16 protein-coding genes are annotated in these 17,487 nt (G+C 72.4%); 10 read left to right on the top strand and 6 right to left on the bottom strand.

Going from position 1 to position 17,487, the window contains the following annotated elements:
* The first annotated feature begins 66 nt into the window (after nt 1-66).
* From ACFVYL_RS27985 to ACFVYL_RS27975, 3 genes are all read left to right on the top strand, one after another.
* Nucleotides 67-492 carry a GNAT family N-acetyltransferase gene (locus tag ACFVYL_RS27985; RefSeq protein ID WP_389720609.1) on the top strand — a complete coding sequence of 142 codons (426 nt, stop codon included), beginning with the start codon at nt 67-69 and terminating at the stop codon, nt 490-492.
* Nucleotides 493-665: 173 nt separating this feature from the next.
* A complete protein-coding gene (locus tag ACFVYL_RS27980) occupies nt 666-2,000 on the top strand; it encodes a hemolysin family protein (RefSeq protein ID WP_389720606.1) in 1,335 nt (444 codons plus the stop codon).
* On the top strand, nt 1,997-3,010 hold the full coding sequence (locus tag ACFVYL_RS27975) for a hemolysin family protein (RefSeq protein WP_389720603.1): 1,014 nt from the start codon (nt 1,997-1,999) through the stop codon (nt 3,008-3,010). The genes ACFVYL_RS27980 and ACFVYL_RS27975 overlap by 4 nt, the downstream gene beginning before the upstream one ends.
* Before the next feature lie 47 nt (nt 3,011-3,057).
* Here ACFVYL_RS27975 and ACFVYL_RS27970 read toward each other — a convergent pair whose 3' ends face one another.
* Nucleotides 3,058-3,321: a holin gene (locus ACFVYL_RS27970; RefSeq protein ID WP_389720600.1), complete on the bottom strand. Its 264-nt coding sequence runs from the start codon at nt 3,319-3,321 to the stop codon at nt 3,058-3,060.
* Nucleotides 3,322-3,545: 224 nt separating this feature from the next.
* Between ACFVYL_RS27970 and ACFVYL_RS27965 the strand changes: the two genes are divergently transcribed.
* Both ACFVYL_RS27965 and purB read left to right on the top strand, forming a co-directional pair.
* A complete protein-coding gene (locus ACFVYL_RS27965) occupies nt 3,546-4,325 on the top strand; it encodes an SGNH/GDSL hydrolase family protein (RefSeq protein WP_389720597.1) in 780 nt (259 codons plus the stop codon).
* An 84-nt stretch (nt 4,326-4,409) separates the two neighbouring features.
* Complete coding sequence (gene purB, locus ACFVYL_RS27960) at nt 4,410-5,852, top strand: adenylosuccinate lyase (RefSeq protein ID WP_389720594.1); 1,443 nt, start codon at nt 4,410-4,412, stop codon at nt 5,850-5,852.
* Between the two features lie 61 nt (nt 5,853-5,913).
* Here purB and lysA read toward each other — a convergent pair whose 3' ends face one another.
* On the bottom strand, nt 5,914-7,299 hold the full coding sequence (gene lysA, locus ACFVYL_RS27955) for a diaminopimelate decarboxylase (protein ID WP_389720591.1): 1,386 nt from the start codon (nt 7,297-7,299) through the stop codon (nt 5,914-5,916).
* A 44-nt stretch (nt 7,300-7,343) separates the two neighbouring features.
* On the bottom strand, nt 7,344-7,751 hold the full coding sequence (locus tag ACFVYL_RS27950; RefSeq protein ID WP_389720588.1) for an SAV_915 family protein: 408 nt from the start codon (nt 7,749-7,751) through the stop codon (nt 7,344-7,346).
* 367 nt (nt 7,752-8,118) lie between these two features.
* On the opposite strand from ACFVYL_RS27950, the gene ACFVYL_RS27945 reads away from it, so the two are divergent.
* The 5 genes from ACFVYL_RS27945 to ACFVYL_RS27925 all read left to right on the top strand — a co-directional run bounded on the left by ACFVYL_RS27945 (nt 8,119) and on the right by ACFVYL_RS27925 (nt 15,209).
* Nucleotides 8,119-8,907: a GNAT family N-acetyltransferase gene (locus tag ACFVYL_RS27945; RefSeq protein WP_389720585.1), complete on the top strand. Its 789-nt coding sequence runs from the start codon at nt 8,119-8,121 to the stop codon at nt 8,905-8,907.
* Between the two features lie 157 nt (nt 8,908-9,064).
* Nucleotides 9,065-10,912: a methylmalonyl-CoA mutase small subunit gene (gene mutA, locus ACFVYL_RS27940; RefSeq protein WP_389720582.1), complete on the top strand. Its 1,848-nt coding sequence runs from the start codon at nt 9,065-9,067 to the stop codon at nt 10,910-10,912.
* Nucleotides 10,912-13,113, top strand: a complete 2,202-nt coding sequence (gene scpA / locus ACFVYL_RS27935) for a methylmalonyl-CoA mutase (protein ID WP_389720579.1) — start codon at nt 10,912-10,914, stop codon at nt 13,111-13,113. The genes mutA and scpA overlap by 1 nt, the downstream gene beginning before the upstream one ends.
* An 18-nt stretch (nt 13,114-13,131) precedes the next feature.
* On the top strand, nt 13,132-14,139 hold the full coding sequence (meaB, locus tag ACFVYL_RS27930) for a methylmalonyl Co-A mutase-associated GTPase MeaB (protein WP_389720576.1): 1,008 nt from the start codon (nt 13,132-13,134) through the stop codon (nt 14,137-14,139).
* A gap of 17 nt (nt 14,140-14,156) precedes the next feature.
* Nucleotides 14,157-15,209, top strand: a complete 1,053-nt coding sequence (locus ACFVYL_RS27925; RefSeq protein ID WP_389720573.1) for an enoyl-CoA hydratase/isomerase family protein — start codon at nt 14,157-14,159, stop codon at nt 15,207-15,209.
* Nucleotides 15,210-15,298: 89 nt separating this feature from the next.
* Here ACFVYL_RS27925 and ACFVYL_RS27920 read toward each other — a convergent pair whose 3' ends face one another.
* From ACFVYL_RS27920 to ACFVYL_RS27910, 3 genes are read right to left on the bottom strand one after another with little or no spacing between them, the layout of a single operon-like run.
* Complete coding sequence (locus ACFVYL_RS27920; RefSeq protein ID WP_389720570.1) at nt 15,299-15,763, bottom strand: hypothetical protein; 465 nt, start codon at nt 15,761-15,763, stop codon at nt 15,299-15,301.
* A gap of 34 nt (nt 15,764-15,797) precedes the next feature.
* A complete protein-coding gene (locus ACFVYL_RS27915; protein ID WP_389720727.1) occupies nt 15,798-16,541 on the bottom strand; it encodes an ABC transporter permease in 744 nt (247 codons plus the stop codon).
* Nucleotides 16,538-17,479: an ATP-binding cassette domain-containing protein gene (locus ACFVYL_RS27910; protein ID WP_389720568.1), complete on the bottom strand. Its 942-nt coding sequence runs from the start codon at nt 17,477-17,479 to the stop codon at nt 16,538-16,540. The genes ACFVYL_RS27915 and ACFVYL_RS27910 overlap by 4 nt, the downstream gene beginning before the upstream one ends.
* Nucleotides 17,480-17,487 lie beyond the last annotated feature (8 nt).

Here is a 17,487-nt window from a genome sequence, read left to right as displayed (position 1 = left end):
GGGGCCCCGGCCCGCATGCTGGAATTCCCACGCGCCGCCGGGGCCGCCGGTGATGGGATGACCCCTATGAACGATCTTCGTATACGGGCCGCCGGGCCCGGGGACCTCGATGCGGTGCTGGCCTTCTGGAAGGACGCCGCGGAGGGCACGAGCATCAGCGACGACCTTTCCGGGGTGGCACGGCTCGTCGCCCGCGATCCCGAGGCGCTGATCCTCGCCGAGTGCGGCGGCGGGCTCGCGGGCACGGTCATCGCCGGTTTCGACGGCTGGCGCTGCCACCTCTACCGGCTCGCCGTGCACCCGGACCACCGCCGTCGCGGCGTGGGCTCGGCGCTGCTCGCCGCGGCGGAGGAGCGGTTCGTACGGCTCGGTGGCCGCCGTGGCGACGCGATGGTCCTGGACCGCAACGATCTCGCCCACCACGCCTGGCGCGCGGCGGGCTACGCTCCCCAGCCGCAGTGGAGCCGCTGGGTGAAGCCCCTCGCGGACTGAGGTGCGGGCCCTCGCGCCCGCCTCGGGTACGGACCCCTTTGCCCGTCCTTTACCATGGACCCATTACTCGTATCGACTGAAAGGTGTGAGCGTCCGCCCATGGGCGAGCCTCCCAGTACCCGACATCGCGCATTCCTCCCGCCCCTGCCCGATCATGGGACGGAGGTGACCCGATGACCGAAGTGCTCCTGCTCCTCGTGGCGCTGCTGCTCTGCCTGGCGTGCGGCGTGTTCGTCGCCGCGGAGTTCTCCCTCACGACGGTCGAGCGCAGCGAGCTCGAACGGGCCGCCGAGCGGGGCGAGCGCGGCGCTCCCGGCGCGCTCAAAGCCGTCAAGAACCTCACGTTCCAGCTCTCCGGCGCCCAGCTCGGCATCACCGTCACCAACCTGGTGGTCGGCATGCTCTCCGAGCCCTCCATCGCCAAACTCATCGCGGGACCGCTGCGCGGCCTCGGGATCCCCTCGTCGGCGGCCTCCTCCGTCGCCCTGGTCCTCGGCACGGCCCTGTCGACGATCTTCCTGATGGTCATCGGCGAGCTGGTCCCCAAGAACTGGGCGATCTCCTCGCCACTCGCCGTCGCCAAGCGGGTCGCGACGCCCCAGCGCCTGTTCAGCGCCGCCTTCCGGCCGTTCATCGCCCATCTGAACAACACCGCGAACCGGTCCGTCCGCCGCTTCGGCCTGGAGCCCACCGAGGAGCTCGCCTCCGCGCGCGGCCCCAAGGAGCTGATCGCGCTCGCCCGGCACTCCGCCAGGGAGGGCGCCCTGGAGGCGGACACCGCCGAGCTGTTCATGCGCACGCTGAACCTCGCCGACCTCACCGCGGAGAACGTGATGACGCCCCGGGTCCAGGTCATGGCCCTGGACGTGCACGCGACCTGCGAGGACGTCGCGAACGCCACGCGCGCCACCGGCCTCTCCCGCTTCCCCGTGTACCGCGGCAACCTCGACACGGTCGTCGGTGTCGCCCACATCAAGGACATGCTCGCCGTGCCCGCCGAGCGCAGGCACCGCGTGTCCGTCGCCGAACGGATGCGTGAGCCCCTGCTCGTACCGGAGACGCTGACCGTCGACCGGCTCCTCGACCGGCTCTCGGGCAAGCGCACCATGGCCGTGGTCATCGACGAGTACGGCGGCACCGCCGGTGTCGCCACCCTGGAGGACATCGTCGAGGAGGTCGTCGGCGAGGTGCGCGACGAGCACGACCCGCACGAGACGCCCGACATCGCCGCCGCCGGCACCGACGACGACGGCAGGACGCTCTACTCCGCCGACGGCGCGGCACGCACCGACCAGCTCGCGCGGGTGGGGCTGCGGGTGCCCGACGGGCCGTACGAGACGCTCGCCGGGCTCGTCGCGACGGAGCTCGGCCGCATCCCCGCCGTCGGTGACGGCGTCGAGGTCGGCGGCTGGCGACTGGACGTCGTCGACGCCGCGGGGCGCCGCGCCGCCCGCGTCATGCTGCACGCCCCTTCGGCCACCGACGACCACGAGGAGGATGCCCGATGATCGCCATCCAGTTGCTGATCGCCCTGGCGACGCTCGTCGTCAACGCCTTCTTCGTGGGCGCCGAGTTCGCTCTCATCTCCGTACGCCGCAGCCAGATCGAGCCGCACGCGGAGGAGGGGGACCGGCGCGCCAAGAGCGTGATGTGGGGTCTGCAGCACGTCTCGGCGCTGCTCGCGGCCGCGCAGCTGGGCATCACGCTGTGCACCCTGGTCCTCGGCATCGTGGCGGAGCCGGCCATCGCGCACCTGCTGGAGCCGGTGTTCGACGCGGTCGGGGTGCCGCACGGTCTGATCCACCCGGTCTCGTTCGTCATCGCGCTGGTCGTGGCGACCTATCTGCACATGCTGCTCGGCGAGATGATCCCCAAGAACATCGCGCTCGCCGAGCCGGTGCGCTCGGCGCTGCTCCTCGGGCCGCCGCTGGTAGCGCTCGCGCGGGCGCTGCGTCCGGTGATCTTCGCGATCAACGCTTTCGCCAACGGCCTGCTGAAACTGTTGCGCGTGGAGGCCAAGGACGAGGTGTCGGCGAGCTTCTCCGACGAGGACCTCGCCCGCATGGTCAAGGACTCCAGTGACGCGGGTCTGATCGACGACCGTGCGCAGGAGCGGCTGCGCGACGCCCTGGAACTGGGCCGCCGCCCTGTCAGGGACGTCGTCCTGCCGCTGGAGGACGTGGTCTACGCGCGCGTGGGCGTCACTCCGGAGAAGCTGGAGCAGCTCTCCGCCGAGTCCGGGTTCTCCCGCTTCCCCGTCGTCGACGACGGCCGTCGCATCGTCGGCTACCTGCACGTCAAGGACGCCCTGGACCGGGCGCCGCGCGATCTGCCGTTCCGGGTGCCGGAGATGCGCAAGATCGCCCAGGTGCGCGAGACCACGCCGCTGGACGACGTGCTGACCGCCATGCGCGGCAGCCGTACCCACGTGGCCGCGGTGCTCGGCGCGGACGGCCGGCTCGCCGGCATGGTCACGATGGAGGACGTGCTGCGGGAGCTCTTCGGCCAGCCCGCGTGAGCCCCTCGGCGGGCGCGGCGCGGCCGACGAGAGCTTCGTCGGCCGCGTCACACGGCGGGTTCGCCCGTGCCCGCCTTCGTGCTCGGCCGCGTCGGCTGCTCGGTGAGGCCGGGGCCCGCCGCCCCGGCCTCCGAGGCCCCGATGGCCGTCAGGACCGCGAGGACCGCGGCCAGTCCCGCCGTCGCGAAGGCGGCGTCCCACGCGACGTCGAGCAGGCTGGTGGCCCCCGCCACCAGCACGGCGGCCAGCGCCTGCGCGAAGGTGCGGACGGCGCGTTCGGTGGTGGCCTTCCAGAAGGCTGCGTTCCACATGGCGGGCTCGCTCTCTCGTGACGACGGCGTGCCTATGGCATACCGCCGCCGGACCACGCTGCCCAGATCCTTCGCACCCCTGAGCCCCCAGTACGGAGGAGGGGCTGCGCGCGATCGAGGCGTTTCGCCGACATCGGGGAAACGGTGGTGGCCCGGCGTCACCGGGCCCGGGACCCGGTGACGCCGGGCGCGGTCGGCTCCGGCGGGATAACATCACTCCCGCCATGCAGATGAATGCCAACTACACCAGTCTCGTCGCGGTGGGCGACTCCTTCACCGAGGGAATGTCGGACCTGCTGCCCGACGGCAGCTACCGCGGGTGGGCCGATCTCCTGGCCGCCCGGATGGCGGCGCACAGCCCCGGCTTCCGCTACGCGAACCTCGCGGTGCGGGGCAAGCTCATCGGCCAGATCGTCGACGAGCAGGTGGACGTCGCGGCCGCGATGCAGGCCGACGTGGTCACCCTGGTGGGCGGACTCAACGACACGCTGCGCCCCAAGTGCGACATGGGACGCGTGCGCGGCCTGCTCGAAGAGGCCGTCGAACGGCTCGCCCCGTCCTGCAAGCAGCTCGTCCTGATGCGCAGCCCGGGACGGAACGGACCGGTGATGCAGCGGTTCCGTCCGCGCATGGAGGAGCTCTACTCCCACGTCGAGGACCTGGCCGAACGGCACGGCGCGCTCGTCGTGGACCTCTACGGCGCGGCCGTCCTCGGCGACCAGCGCCTGTGGGACGTGGACCGGCTGCACCCCACCGCCGAGGGCCACCGCAGGATCGCCGAGGCCGTCTGGCAGGCGCTCGGCTACGACCCGGAGGACGACTGGCAGAGCCCGCTGCCCGCCGCCGTGCCGCCGGGCTGGGCCAAGCGCCGTGTCGCCGACGCCCGCTTCGCCAGGCAGCACCTCGGCCCGTGGATAGGCCGCCGCCTCACCGGCCGCTCCTCCGGCGACGGCCGCTCCCCCAAGCGCCCTGAACTGCTGCCCTACGAGGACCCGTTCTCGTAGCAGTGCGCGCCGCCCGCTCTCGTAGCTTCGAACGAACGGGGGCGTGGCGCTGGCCTGCATGAACGCCCAGTAGAATCCGTACACGTGACTGCCGCGCCCGCAAAGCCCCGTATCCCGAACGTCCTCGCCGGACGTTATGCCTCCGCCGAGCTCGCCACCCTCTGGTCGCCCGAGCAGAAGGTGAGGCTGGAGCGTCAGCTCTGGCTCGCCGTGCTGCGTGCGCAGAAGGACCTCGGGATCGAGGTTCCTGACGCCGCCATCACCGACTACGAGCGCGTGCTCGACCAGGTCGACCTGGCCTCCATCGCCGAGCGCGAGAAGGTCACGCGCCACGACGTGAAGGCCCGTATCGAGGAGTTCAACGCCCTCGCCGGGCACGAGCACGTCCACAAGGGCATGACCTCCCGCGACCTCACCGAGAACGTCGAGCAGCTGCAGATCCGGCTCTCCCTGGAGCTGATCCGCTCCCGCACCGTCGCCGTTCTCGCCCGCCTCGGCAAGCTCGCCGGCGAGTACGCCGAGCTGGTCATGGCGGGCCGCTCCCACAACGTCGCCGCGCAGGCGACGACGCTGGGCAAGCGCTTCGCGACCGGCGCCGACGAGCTGCTCGTCGCCTACCGCCGCCTCGACGAGCTCATCGACCGCTACCCGCTGCGCGGCATCAAGGGCCCGGTCGGCACCGCCCAGGACATGCTCGACCTGCTCGGCGGCGACGCCGCGAAACTGGCCGACCTGGAACAGCGCATCGCCTCGCACCTGGGCTTCGAGACCGCCTTCACCTCGGTCGGCCAGGTCTACCCGCGCTCCCTCGACTACGACGTCGTCACCGCGCTCGTGCAGGTCGCCGCCGCGCCGTCCTCGATCGCCAAGACGGTCCGCCTGATGGCCGGGCACGAGCTGGTCACCGAGGGCTTCAAGCCGGGTCAGGTCGGCTCGTCCGCGATGCCGCACAAGATGAACACCCGCTCCTGCGAGCGCGTCAACGGCCTCACCGTCATCCTGCGCGGCTACGCCTCGATGACCGGCGAGCTCGCGGGCGACCAGTGGAACGAGGGCGACGTCTCCTGCTCCGTCGTGCGCCGGGTCGCCCTGCCCGACGCGTTCTTCGCGCTCGACGGGCTCCTTGAGACCTTCCTGACCGTGCTCGACGAGTTCGGGGCTTTCCCCGCCGTCGTCGCGCGCGAGCTCGACCGCTACCTCCCCTTCCTCGCCACCACCAAGGTCCTGATGGCCTCGGTGCGCGCGGGCGTCGGCCGCGAGGAGGCCCACGAGGCCATCAAGGAGAACGCGGTCGCCTCCGCGCTGGCCATGCGGGAGCAGGGCGCCGAGCGCAACGAACTGCTCGACAAGCTCGCCGCCGACTCCCGCATCCCGCTGGACCGCGCCGAGCTGGACGAGCTGATGGCCGACAAGCTGTCCTTCACCGGCGCCGCGAGCGACCAGGTGGGCATGGTCGTCGCGCAGATCGAGGCGCTCCTGAAGGAGCACCCCGAGGCCGCGGCCTACACGCCGGGCGCGATTCTCTGACGGTCCCCACGCGTGACACGACGGCCCCGGGCACGACCGCCCGGGGCCGTCGCGCGTCCCGCTACAGGCCCACGTCCCGGCTGCGGAAGTCCTCCAGGGACTCGCGGCGGACCAGCAGCCTGGCGTGCCCGCCGGAGACGGCGACCACGGGCGGGCGGCCGACGAGGTTGTAACCGGAGGCCATCGACAGGTGGTACGCCCCGGCGACCGGGACGGCGAGCACGTCCCCGGGCCGTACGTCGCCGGGCAGCGGGACGTCCGAGGCGAGGATGTCGCCCGCCTCGCAGTGCCGGCCGACGACCGTCACCGGCGCGGGCCCGGCCGTGGAGCACCGTCCGACCAGGCGGGGCACGTACCGCACGCCGTAGAGCGCCGGGCGCGGGTTGTCGCTCATCCCGCCGTCCACGGCGACGAACGTCCGCCCGCTGGTCCGCTTGACGGCGAGGACCCGGTAGAGCGCCACCCCGGCGGGGCCCGCGACGGCCCGCCCCGGCTCCACGATCAGGCGCGGCACCGGGAGACCGGCCGCCGCGCAGGCCTCGGTCAGCTCGGCCCGCACCTTGCGCCCGAGCGTGGCGATGTCGAGGGACTCGTCGCCGGGTCGGTAGGCGATGCCGTGGCCGCCCCCGAGGTCCAGTTCGGGGAGAGTGACGCCGTGCTGGTCCTCGATCCGGGCCATCAGCCCGACCATGCGCCGCACCGCGGCGAGGAACGGCTTCTCCGTGGTGATCTGCGAGCCCAGGTGGCAGTGCAGGCCCACCAGTTCGAGCGTCGGCTGGCCGAGGATGCGGGCGACGGCGTGCTGGGCGGAGCCGTCCGTGATGGACAGGCCGAACTTCTGGTCGTCGGTGCCCGTGCGGATCTTGGCGTGCCCGCCGGCCGCGATGCCCGGCACCACCCTGACCAGCACCTTCTGCCGACTGCCCGGGGGCACGGCCGCGGCCAGGCGGGCGATCTCCGACGCGCTGTCGATGACGATCCGGCCGACCCCGAGCCGTAGGGCCGCCTGCAGGTCCTGGGGGCTCTTGGCGTTGCCGTGCAGCACGATGCGGTCCGCGGGGAAGCCCGTCGTGACGGCGAGCTCCAGCTCGCCTGCCGAGCACACGTCGAGTCCGAGGCCCTCCTCGTGCATCCAGTGCGCCATGGCGCGGCACAGGAACGCCTTGGCGGCGTAGAGCACCTCGCCGTCCGGGAAGGCGCGCAGGTAGGCGCGGCAGCGGGCGCGTATGTCACCTTCGTCCACGAGGTAGGCGGGGGTGCCGAAGCGCTCGGCGATGCCGGTGAGCGGCACGCCGCCGACGGCGAGGTCGCCGCGGGCGAGCCGGGTGGTGGAGGCGGGCCAGACGGACAGGTCGTCGTCGTGCCCGGTGACGGCGTCGGCCGGGGCGGCCACCGGGGCCGCGGGGGCGGGCACGGCCGGGATCGGGGGTACGCGCAGTGTGGTCATGTTTGCTTCTCTCTTCGGCTCGGCCTGAGCCGGTCCACTCGGCCTCAGCCGATCCACAGGGCCTGGGCCGCCGTGCCGGTGACCCGCAGGGCGTCCGCCGTCCTCGGGTCCCGGAGCCGCCGGACGGCGTCGTACCGATCGCCGGGCCGCAGCGGCCGAGGGCCGACAGGGTGCGCGGCGAGGCGCGGGTCGACGGTGACCCCGGCGACACCGAGCGGCTCGGTGAGCGAGCGCAGCGCCGGTTCGGAGAGCCTGATCCACGGCTGCCGGGAACCGAGCGCGGTACTCAGCAGCTCCGCGCTGGTGAAGGCGACGGCGGTGCGCCCGCCGACGGGCGTGCGGAACAAGCGGGCCACCCAGCCCGCGGGTCCCGGCCGGACGGGGACGAACAGCGGCCCGGCCGGGCCGGGTTCACAGGGCTCGGGGTCCTCGCCGCACAAGAGCTCTGCCATGGGGTTCCTCCAGAGGGGACAGCAGGGAAGCTGGGAAGCTGGGAATGCGAAAAACCGGGTACGGCACCGCGGATCCGTGGAATGCCGCGGCATACGGTGACGTTATGCCCGGCACAGGGTGCCAACCGACCCTTCATGATGCGACGTTGACGCATCGACGCCGTCCTCTGACGCAATGCCGACGCATGGGGTGTCCACTCGTTCGGGTCGAGTCAAAGTCGATGGGGCGCTCTTGAGTCCGCGGGCGCGGGACAGTTGGATGTCCAACGGAGCGGGAACACGGCGCCGAGGCAGCCGACCGCCGGTCACGGCCCCGCCGACCAGCGCACCCGTTTCACCCGTAGGCCTCACTCCGCAGGAGCCGCTGATGATCGAGCTTCCCCCGCACCACCTGCCCGCCGTGCCCCGCTGGTTCGCTCCCGGCACGCCCGGCCCCGGCTCCCTGCCCGAGCACGTCGCGGCCGTCGGCACCGGGCGCTGGTGGGCCGACCGCGCGCTCGACCCCCGGGCCGTGGCGGTCTCCTGCGCGGGCCACGTGCTGCTGCGCGGCGACGCGGGCAGTGTCGCCCCGGACCTGCTTGCCCCTTTCGCGCACAGCCACGTCGAGGCTCCCGACCGCTTCCTGCCGGTGCTCGGCGCCGCCTTCGACCGGCTCGTACCGGCCGAGCGGATGGTGTACGTACACCGTGAGCAGGCCGAGCCGCCCCGGACGCCCCGGGGTGTGACCGTCCGCCGGCTGACGTCCGCCGACGCCCCCGCGCTCGCCGCCCTCTCCCCCGACGCGTCCTGGATCCATGACAGTTGGGGCGGTCCCGAGGGTCTGGCCGCATCCGGGCACGGCTGGGGCGCGGTCGACCGAGGCGGTCAGATCGCCGCCGTGGCCTGCAGCTACTTCACCGGTGAGGTGTACGAGGACGTGGCGGTGCTCACCACGCCCGAGCGTCGGCGCGAGCGTCTCGCGCTGGCCTGCGTGACCGCTCTGTGCGCGGACGTCACCGCGCGCGGCCGCACCGCGAGCTGGTCCTGCGCCCGCGACAACCGGCCCAGCCGGCTGCTGGCCTGGACGGCGGGTTTCCGGCTGCACCGGGAGTACGTCCAGTACGTCACGGGCAAGCCCGTCGCCCGCCCCCGGCACACCACGCGTGCCTCCGCCTGACGAGCCGGGCCCGCCGACGGACGGCTCGATGCCCGCGGCAGTCGATAGCGGCAATCAATAGTCGTCTGCTCGTTCGAGATCAAGAGCGATCAGGAGAGGGCAAGGTCACAGCCCTTGATGGCACCGCGTGCCAGGGGTTGCGCCCTAGCATCGGGGCATGACGGTCCTGCCTGACGACGGGCTTTCGCTGGCCGCCGAGTTCCCCGATGCAACCCATGAGCAGTGGCACCGCCTTGTGGAAGGCGTGCTGCGCAAGTCGGGTAAAGACGTATCGGGCCCGGCCGCCGAAGAAGCACTGTCCACCGCTCTCGAGGACGGGCTCACCACCCGTCCCCTGTACACCGCCCGCGACGCCGCATCCGATGTCGGACATCCCGGCTTTGCCCCTTTCGTACGGGGTGGCACGGCCGGCGGCAACGCGGCCACGGGCTGGGACGTGCGGCAGCGCCACGCGAGCACCGACCCCGCCCGGACGAACGAGGCCGTACTCGCGGACCTGGAGCACGGCGTCACGTCGGTATGGCTCGGCGTCGGCGCGAACGGTGTCCCGGTGTCCGCTCTGGCGTCGGCCCTGAAGGGCGTCTATCTCGACCTCGCCCCCGTGGCGCTCGACGCGGGAGCGGAATTCGCCCCCGCCGCCCACGCGTTGCTCGGCCTGTACGAGGCGGCGGGCGTCCCCGACGCGTCGGCGCGCGGCACGCTCGGCGCGGACGTCCTGGCCCACGAGGCCCGCACCGGCGAGGCGTTGGACCCGGCCGGGGCCGTGGAGCTCGCAGAGCTGTGTGCGCGGCGATACCCCGCCCTCAGGGCGCTCACGGCGGACGCGCTGCCCTACCACGAGGCCGGCGGTTCGGCGGCACAGGAGCTGGGCGCCTCGATCGCCACCGGCGTCGCCTACCTGCGCGAGCTCTCCGCCGCCGGGCTCCCGGTCGAAGAGGCCTGCGCGCAGCTGGAGTTCCGCTACGCGGCGACCGCCGACCAGTTCCTGACCATCGCCAAGCTCCGCGCGGCGCGGCGCCTCTGGGCCCGCGTGGCCGAGGTGTGCGGGGCCCCCGCGGCGGGCGCGCAGCGTCAGCACGCGGTGACGTCGTCGGTGATGATGACCCGTCGTGACCCGTGGGTGAACATGCTGCGCACGACGGTGGCCTGCCTGGGGGCGGGTGTCGGGGGCGCCGACTCCGTCACCGTGCTGCCGTTCGACCACTCGCTGGGCCTGCCCGACGCGTTCGCACGCCGGATCGCCCGCAACACGTCGACGATCCTCATCGAGGAGTCGCACCTCGCGCGCGTCATCGACCCGGCGGGCGGCTCCTGGTACGTGGAGCGCCTCACCGACGAACTCGCGCAGGCGGGCTGGGACTTCTTCCAGGAGATCGAGCGAGCGGGCGGCCAGGCGGCGGCCCTGCGGTCCGGGATGATCGGCGAGCGCCTCGCGGCCACCTGGGCCGAGCGGAGCAAGAAGCTCGTCTCGCGCCGCGAACCCATCACCGGCGTCAGCGAGTTCCCCCAGCTCACCGAGCGTCCCGTGGAGCGCGATCCGGCGCCGTCCGCGCCCCCCGGCGGCCTGCCCCGGGTGCGCCGCGACGAGGCGTACGAAGCCCTGCGCGCCCGCTCGGACGCGCACCTGGCGCAGACCGGCGCGCGGCCTCGGGTGTTCCTCGCCGCGCTCGGCCCCGCCGCCGCGCACACCGCGCGGGCCACCTTCGCCTCGAACCTCTTCCAGGCGGGCGGCATCGAGGCCGTGCACGAGCCGGCGTCGGTGGATCCCGGGACGGCCGCCGATGCCTTCAGGGCCAGCGGCGCGAGCGTCGCGTGTCTGTGCTCCAGCGACGCGCTCTACGCCGAACAGGCCGACGCGGTCGCGCAGGCCCTCAAGTCGGCGGGCGCCGAGCGGGTCTTCCTGGCCGGGCGCGGGGAGTACGCCGGTGTCGACGCGTACGTCTTCGCGGGCTGTGACGCCGTCGCCGTGCTCTCCTCCACCCTCGACCGCATGGGAGTGGCGTAATGCGCATCCCCGACTTCTCCTCCATCGACCTCGGCCCCGGCGCGGGCGCCGAGGGCTCGCACGAGCAGTGGCGCACGGCGGTGAAGGAATCCACCGGCCGGTCCGAGAGCGATCTGCTGTGGGAGACGCCCGAGGGCATCGCGGTCAAGCCGCTGTACACCGGGGCCGATGTGGAGGGCCTCGACTTCCTCGGCACGTACCCGGGTGTCGCGCCGTACCTGCGCGGCCCCTACCCGACGATGTACGTGAACCAGCCCTGGACGATCCGGCAGTACGCGGGATTCTCCACCGCCGAGGAGTCCAACGCCTTCTACCGCCGCAATCTCGCGGCCGGCCAGAAGGGCCTCTCGGTCGCCTTCGACCTGCCCACGCACCGCGGTTACGACAGCGACCACCCGCGCGTGACGGGCGACGTCGGCATGGCGGGCGTCGCCATCGACTCGATCTACGACATGCGTCAGCTCTTCGACGGCATCCCGCTGGACAAGATGACCGTGTCGATGACGATGAACGGCGCGGTGCTTCCCGTGCTCGCGCTCTACATCGTGGCCGCCGAGGAGCAGGGCGTACCGCCCGAGAAGCTGGCCGGGACCATTCAGAACGACATCCTCAAAGAGTTCATGGTCCGCAACACCTACATCTATCCGCCGAAGCCCTCGATGCGGATCATCTCCGACATCTTCGCGTACACCTCGCAGAAGATGCCGCGCTACAACTCCATCTCGATCTCGGGCTATCACATCCAGGAAGCGGGTGCGACGGCCGACCTGGAGCTCGCGTACACCCTCGCCGACGGCGTGGAGTACCTGAGGGCGGGACAGGAAGCGGGCCTTGACGTCGACGCGTTCGCGCCGCGGCTCTCCTTCTTCTGGGCGATCGGCATGAACTTCTTCATGGAGGTCGCCAAGCTCCGCGCGGCGCGCCTGCTGTGGGCGAAGCTGGTGAAGCAGTTCGACCCGAAGAACGCCAAGTCCCTCTCGCTGCGCACCCATTCGCAGACGTCGGGCTGGTCACTGACCGCGCAGGACGTGTTCAACAACGTCACGCGCACATGTGTCGAGGCGATGGCGGCCACCCAGGGCCACACCCAGTCGCTGCACACGAACGCCCTGGACGAGGCGCTCGCCCTGCCGACCGACTTCTCCGCGCGCATCGCCCGCAACACCCAGCTCCTGATCCAGCAGGAGTCGGGCACGACCCGGACCATCGATCCGTGGGGCGGCAGCGCGTACGTCGAGAAGCTCACGTACGACCTGGCACGCCGTGCCTGGCAGCACATCGAGGAGGTCGAGGCGGCGGGCGGCATGGCGCAGGCCATCGACGCCGGCATCCCGAAGCTGCGCGTCGAGGAGGCAGCGGCGCGCACGCAGGCCCGCATCGACTCGGGGCGCCAGCCGGTCATCGGCGTCAACAAGTACCGGGTGGACAGCGACGAGCAGATCGAGGTCCTCAAGGTCGACAACTCCTCGGTGCGCACCCAGCAGATCGCCAAGCTGCGGCGGCTGCGCGCGGAGCGCGACGAGGCGGCCTGCCAGGACGCGCTGCGCACGCTGACAGCGGCCGCCGAGCGAGGCCCCGGCCAGGGCCTGGAGGGCAACCTGCTCGCGCTCGCGGTGGACGCGGCCCGCGCGAAGGCCACGGTCGGTGAGATCTCCGACGCACTGGAGAGCGTGTACGGGCGGCACGCGGGCCAGATCCGTACGATCTCCGGTGTGTACCGCACCGAAGCAGGCCAGTCGCCGTCCGTCGAGCGGACCCGCACGCTCGTGGACGCTTTCGACGAGGCCGAGGGGCGCAGGCCGCGCATCCTGGTCGCCAAGATGGGCCAGGACGGCCACGACCGCGGCCAGAAGGTGATCGCGTCGGCCTTCGCCGACCTGGGCTTCGACGTCGACGTCGGCCCGCTGTTCCAGACCCCGGCGGAGGTCGCGCGCCAGGCCGTCGAGGCGGACGTGCACATCGTCGGGGTCTCCTCGCTCGCCGCGGGCCATCTCACCCTGGTGCCCGCGCTGCGCGAGGAGCTCGCCGCCGAGGGCCGCGACGACATCATGATCGTGGTGGGCGGGGTGATCCCGCCGCAGGACGTCGACGCCCTGCACGAGGCCGGTGCCACCGCCGTCTTCCCGCCCGGCACGGTCATCCCGGACGCGGCGTACGACCTGGTGAACCGTCTTGCGGCCGATCTCGGCCACGAACTGTGAGCCGGTGAGCGCCGACTCATGCCTGTGACGATCGACATCGACACGTATGCGAAGGGCGTCCTCGACGGGAAGCGCGCGTTCATCGCGCGCGCCATCACCCTCGTCGAGTCGACCAGGCCGCAGCACCGGGCGCTGGCACAGGAGTTGCTGACCGAGCTGCTTCCGCACAGCGGGCGGGCGCGGCGGGTCGGCATCAGCGGGGTGCCCGGCGTCGGCAAGTCCACGTTCATCGACGCGCTCGGCACGATGCTCACCTCGCTCGGGCACCGGGTCGCGGTGCTCGCCGTCGACCCGTCGTCCACGCGGACGGGCGGCTCCATCCTGGGCGACAAGACCAGGATGGAACGGCTCTCGCTGGATCCGGCGGCCTTCGTGCGGCCGTCTCCTTCCGCCGGGACCCTTGGCGGGGTCGCCAAGGCGACCCGGGAGTCGATCGTGGTGATGGAGGCCGCGGGGTACGACGTGGTGCTCGTGGAGACCGTGGGGGTCGGGCAGTCGGAGACGGCGGTCGCGAACATGGTCGACACGTTCCTGCTGCTGACCCTCGCCCGCACCGGCGACCAGCTGCAGGGCATCAAGAAGGGTGTCCTGGAGCTCGCGGACGTGATCGCCGTGAACAAGGCGGACGGCCCGCACGAACGCGACGCGCGCTCGGCCGCGCGTGAGCTGGCCGGCGCGCTGCGTCTGATGCATCCGGCCGACTCCGCGTGGACACCTCCGGTGCTCACGTGCAGTGCCCGCGAGTCCAGCGGCCTGGACACCCTGTGGGAGCGGATCGAGCAGCACAGGACGCTGCTCGACTCGACCGACCGGCTCGCCGCCAAGCGCCGCGACCAGCAGATCGACTGGACGTGGGCGATGGTGCGGGACGCGCTCCTTGACAGGCTCAGGGACAGCCCTGCCGTGCGAAGCGCCACCCCTGAGCTGGAACAGCGGGTGCGGGAGGGTACGTTGACGGCCACCTCGGCCGCCGAGCAGATCCTCGACGCGTTCCAGGGCGACCGCCCCGCGACGCGCCCCACGTGAACGGAGCCACCCGCACCATGAGCGCCACCCCCGACGACGCCCCCGTCCTGCTGCGCCGCGCGGGCCGTGCCGCGCATCTCGTCCTGAACCGGCCCCGCGCCATCAACGCCCTGAACCACGCGATGATCCGGATCATCCAGGACGCCCTCGACGCGTGGGAGAGCGACGAGGCGGTGGCGACGGTGGTGCTCACCGGTGCCGGGGAGCGCGGGCTCTGCGCGGGCGGTGACATCCGCTCGGTCCACGACGACGTCCGGGCGGGACGCGTGGCGCAGGCAGCCTCCTTCTGGCACGACGAGTACTGCCTCAACGCCCGCATCGCCCGCTGTCCCAAGCCGTACGTCGCCGTCATGGACGGCATCGTGATGGGCGGCGGTGTGGGCGTGTCGGCGCACGGCAGCGTGCGGGTGGTCACCGAGCGCTCCCGGGTGGCGATGCCGGAGACCGGCATCGGCTTCGTGCCCGACGTGGGCGGCACCTATCTGCTCACCCGCACCCCGGGCGAGCTGGGCACCCACCTCGCGCTGACGGGCTCCGCGGTGGGCGCGGGCGACGCGCTGCTGTGCGGCCTCGCCGACCACCACGTACCGTCCGGGCGGCTTGAGGAGTTCACCGCGGCGCTCGCCGACGCCGACGCGGCCGACGTCGTACGGGAGTTCGCGACCGGAGCGCCCGAGGGCGAACTCGCCGCGCACCGGGAGTGGATCGACCACTGCTACGCCGCGGACTCCGTCGAGGAGATCGTGGACCGGCTGCAGGCGTCCGGGGACCGGCACGCGAAGGAAGCCGCCGAGACGATCCTGTCGAAGTCCCCGACCTCCCTGAAGGTCACGCTCGCCGCGCTGCGCCGGGCCCGGGAACTGCCGTCCCTTCAGGCCGTCCTGGAACAGGAGTACCGCGTCTCCTGCGCCGCACTCGCCTCCCCCGACCTGGTGGAGGGCGTCCGCGCCCAGGTGGTCGACAAGGACCGCAGTCCGCGCTGGTCGCCCGCGGAGCTGGCACAGGTGACCGACGCCGACGTGGCCCGCTTCTTCGAACCGACGGGCCGGGGCGGTCTCGCCTTCCGCTAGGGCCCTTCTGGCGGGTCTCCGCGGGGGCGCGACGCCCGGCACGCACGCTCGCCGCACCGGACCCTGCCGGTCGGCCGCCGAAGCGGCTCCTACGGCGGATCAGTCTCCGTGACGACGGCGAGAAGCTGGAAGGGCAGTTCCTTGTCCCACTGAGCCACACCGAGGGCTATCCAGCGGCCGTCCGCACGCCACAGGTGGAGGTCGGGCACGGCCGAGCTCAGCTGCGCCCACGGCTCCGGTATCTCCTCGCCCTCGTCGCCCTCCTCAGCCGCCTCCGCCCGTACGGCGCGTTCGAAGAGGCTGGCCAGGCTGAACCTCTGGGGCGGCCCCCAGCGATCGGCGAGGAGCACGGCCAGGGCGTCGCGCTCCGCCTCGTACTGTTCCTCGGTGGCCTGCCAGAGCGTGCCGTCGTCCTCCCAGAACGAGTCGCTCGTCAGTAACTCGGCCATGTGGTAGCCGGGGCCCTCACTGCCGCACTCCGACCTGCCGTGCTCCGCGGGGAACTCCCGGAAGCGCAGCAGGTCGATCGCGGCGAGATGCTGTGCGGTGCTCATGGTCTCCAGTAAAGCGGCCGCCACTGACAAAGCGTCACGCGTCGCGGCGCCGCACCGCCCACCACCCGGCGACGAGTGCGGCGACTGCCCACGCGGCACACACCGCGAGTCCGGCCCACGGGCCGAGTGTCCCGCTCGGAGCCTCGTGCAGCACCTGCTGACCCGCCTGGTCCGGCAGGAAGCCCGCGACTCCGCTCGCCACGTCGCCGACCACGAAGGACACGATCAGGGTGAAGGGGATGAGGATGCTCAGGACGGCGACTCCGCTGCGCAGCACCGCCGTCAGGCCCGCGGCGAGCAGAGCCATGAGGGCCAGATAGACGCCGCCTCCGACGCAGGCCCGCACGGCCCCGGAGTGCCCGAGTCCGATGGCGTACTCCCCCAGGAACGCCTGGCCGGTCAGGAACGTGCCGAAGCTGGTGGCGAGCCCGACGAGCAGGGCCAGGCCGCCGACCACGGCCATCTTGGCGGCGTAGAAGAGGCCGCGGCGCGGAACGGCGGCGAGGGAGATCCGCAGGGCGCCGCCCGTGTACTCGGAAGAGACCGCGGTCGTGCCGAAGCTGATCGCGGCGATCTGGCCGAAGTTGAGGGCGTAGAAGGCGTCGAACAGCGGCTCGGCGTCTGCGTTGTCGGCCTCGGCCCGGCCGACCGCCGCGAAGACCAGCGCGGTGATGGCGACGGTCGCCGTGAAGACGACGATCAGCGAGACCAGGCTCGAGCGAAGCGACTTCAGTTTGATCCACTCGGAGTGGGCGACGGGCAGCACGGGGGCGTTCAGCACGGTCGGGCCTCCTGGCGGGACGTGGGCGCGGCAGCCGCGAACTGGGTCGCGTCGGCCGTCAGGGCGAGGTAGGCCTGCTCCAGGGAGGCCTGCTCGTCGGCGAGTTCGAGGACCGGGATCCCGGCGCCCGCGGCGATGGCCCCGATCTCCTCGGCCTTGGCCCCGTCCACGGTCCACCGGCCTTCCACCGGCTCACCGAGGACGTAGCCCTTGCCCGACAGGACACCGCGGAGCCGGTCCGGGTCCGTCGTGCGCACCCGGACCCGGGCCCGGCTGTGCCCCTCGATGAACTCCCGCATGGGAGTGTCCGCGAGGAGCCTGCCGCGACCGAGGACCACGAGGTGGTCGGCGAAGGTGGCCGTCTCGTTCATGAGGTGGCTGGAGACGAGGACCGTACGGCCCTCCCGTGCCAGTCGTCGCATCAACTCCCGTATCCAGATGATGCCTTCGGGGTCGAGGCCGTTGGAGGGCTCGTCCAGCATCACGACCCCGGGGTCTCCGAGGAGAGCCGCCGCGATGCCGAGGCGCTGGCGCATGCCGAGCGAGAACGTCTTGATCCGCTTGTCCCCGACCGAGGCGAGCCCGGCCTCGTCGAGCACCTCGACGACACGGCGTGCCGGAAGGCGGTTGCTGACCGCGAGAGCGAGGAGGTGGTTGCGGGCGGTGCGCGAACCGTGGGCCGCCTGAGCGTCGAGGAGCGCCCCGACATGGCGCAAGGGGTTCTGGAGAGCGGCGTAGGGGCGGCCCCCCAGTGTGGCCGTGCCGGAGGTGGGGCGGTCCAGGCCGAGAACGAGCCGCATGGTGGTGGACTTGCCCGCGCCGTTGGGGCCGAGGAAGCCGGTGACCCGGCCGGGGCGGACGCGGAAGGTGAGGGCGTCCACGGCCCGTGTCGTGCCGTACTCCTTGGTGAGGTCTTGGACGTCGATGCTGGTCATGGGCATCA

Source organism: Streptomyces sp. NPDC058308 (assembly GCF_042880275.1).
Taxonomy (GTDB): domain Bacteria; phylum Actinomycetota; class Actinomycetes; order Streptomycetales; family Streptomycetaceae; genus Streptomyces.
The sequence above is the reverse complement of the archived record's forward strand: the minus strand, read 5'-3'. Positions and strand labels throughout refer to the sequence as shown.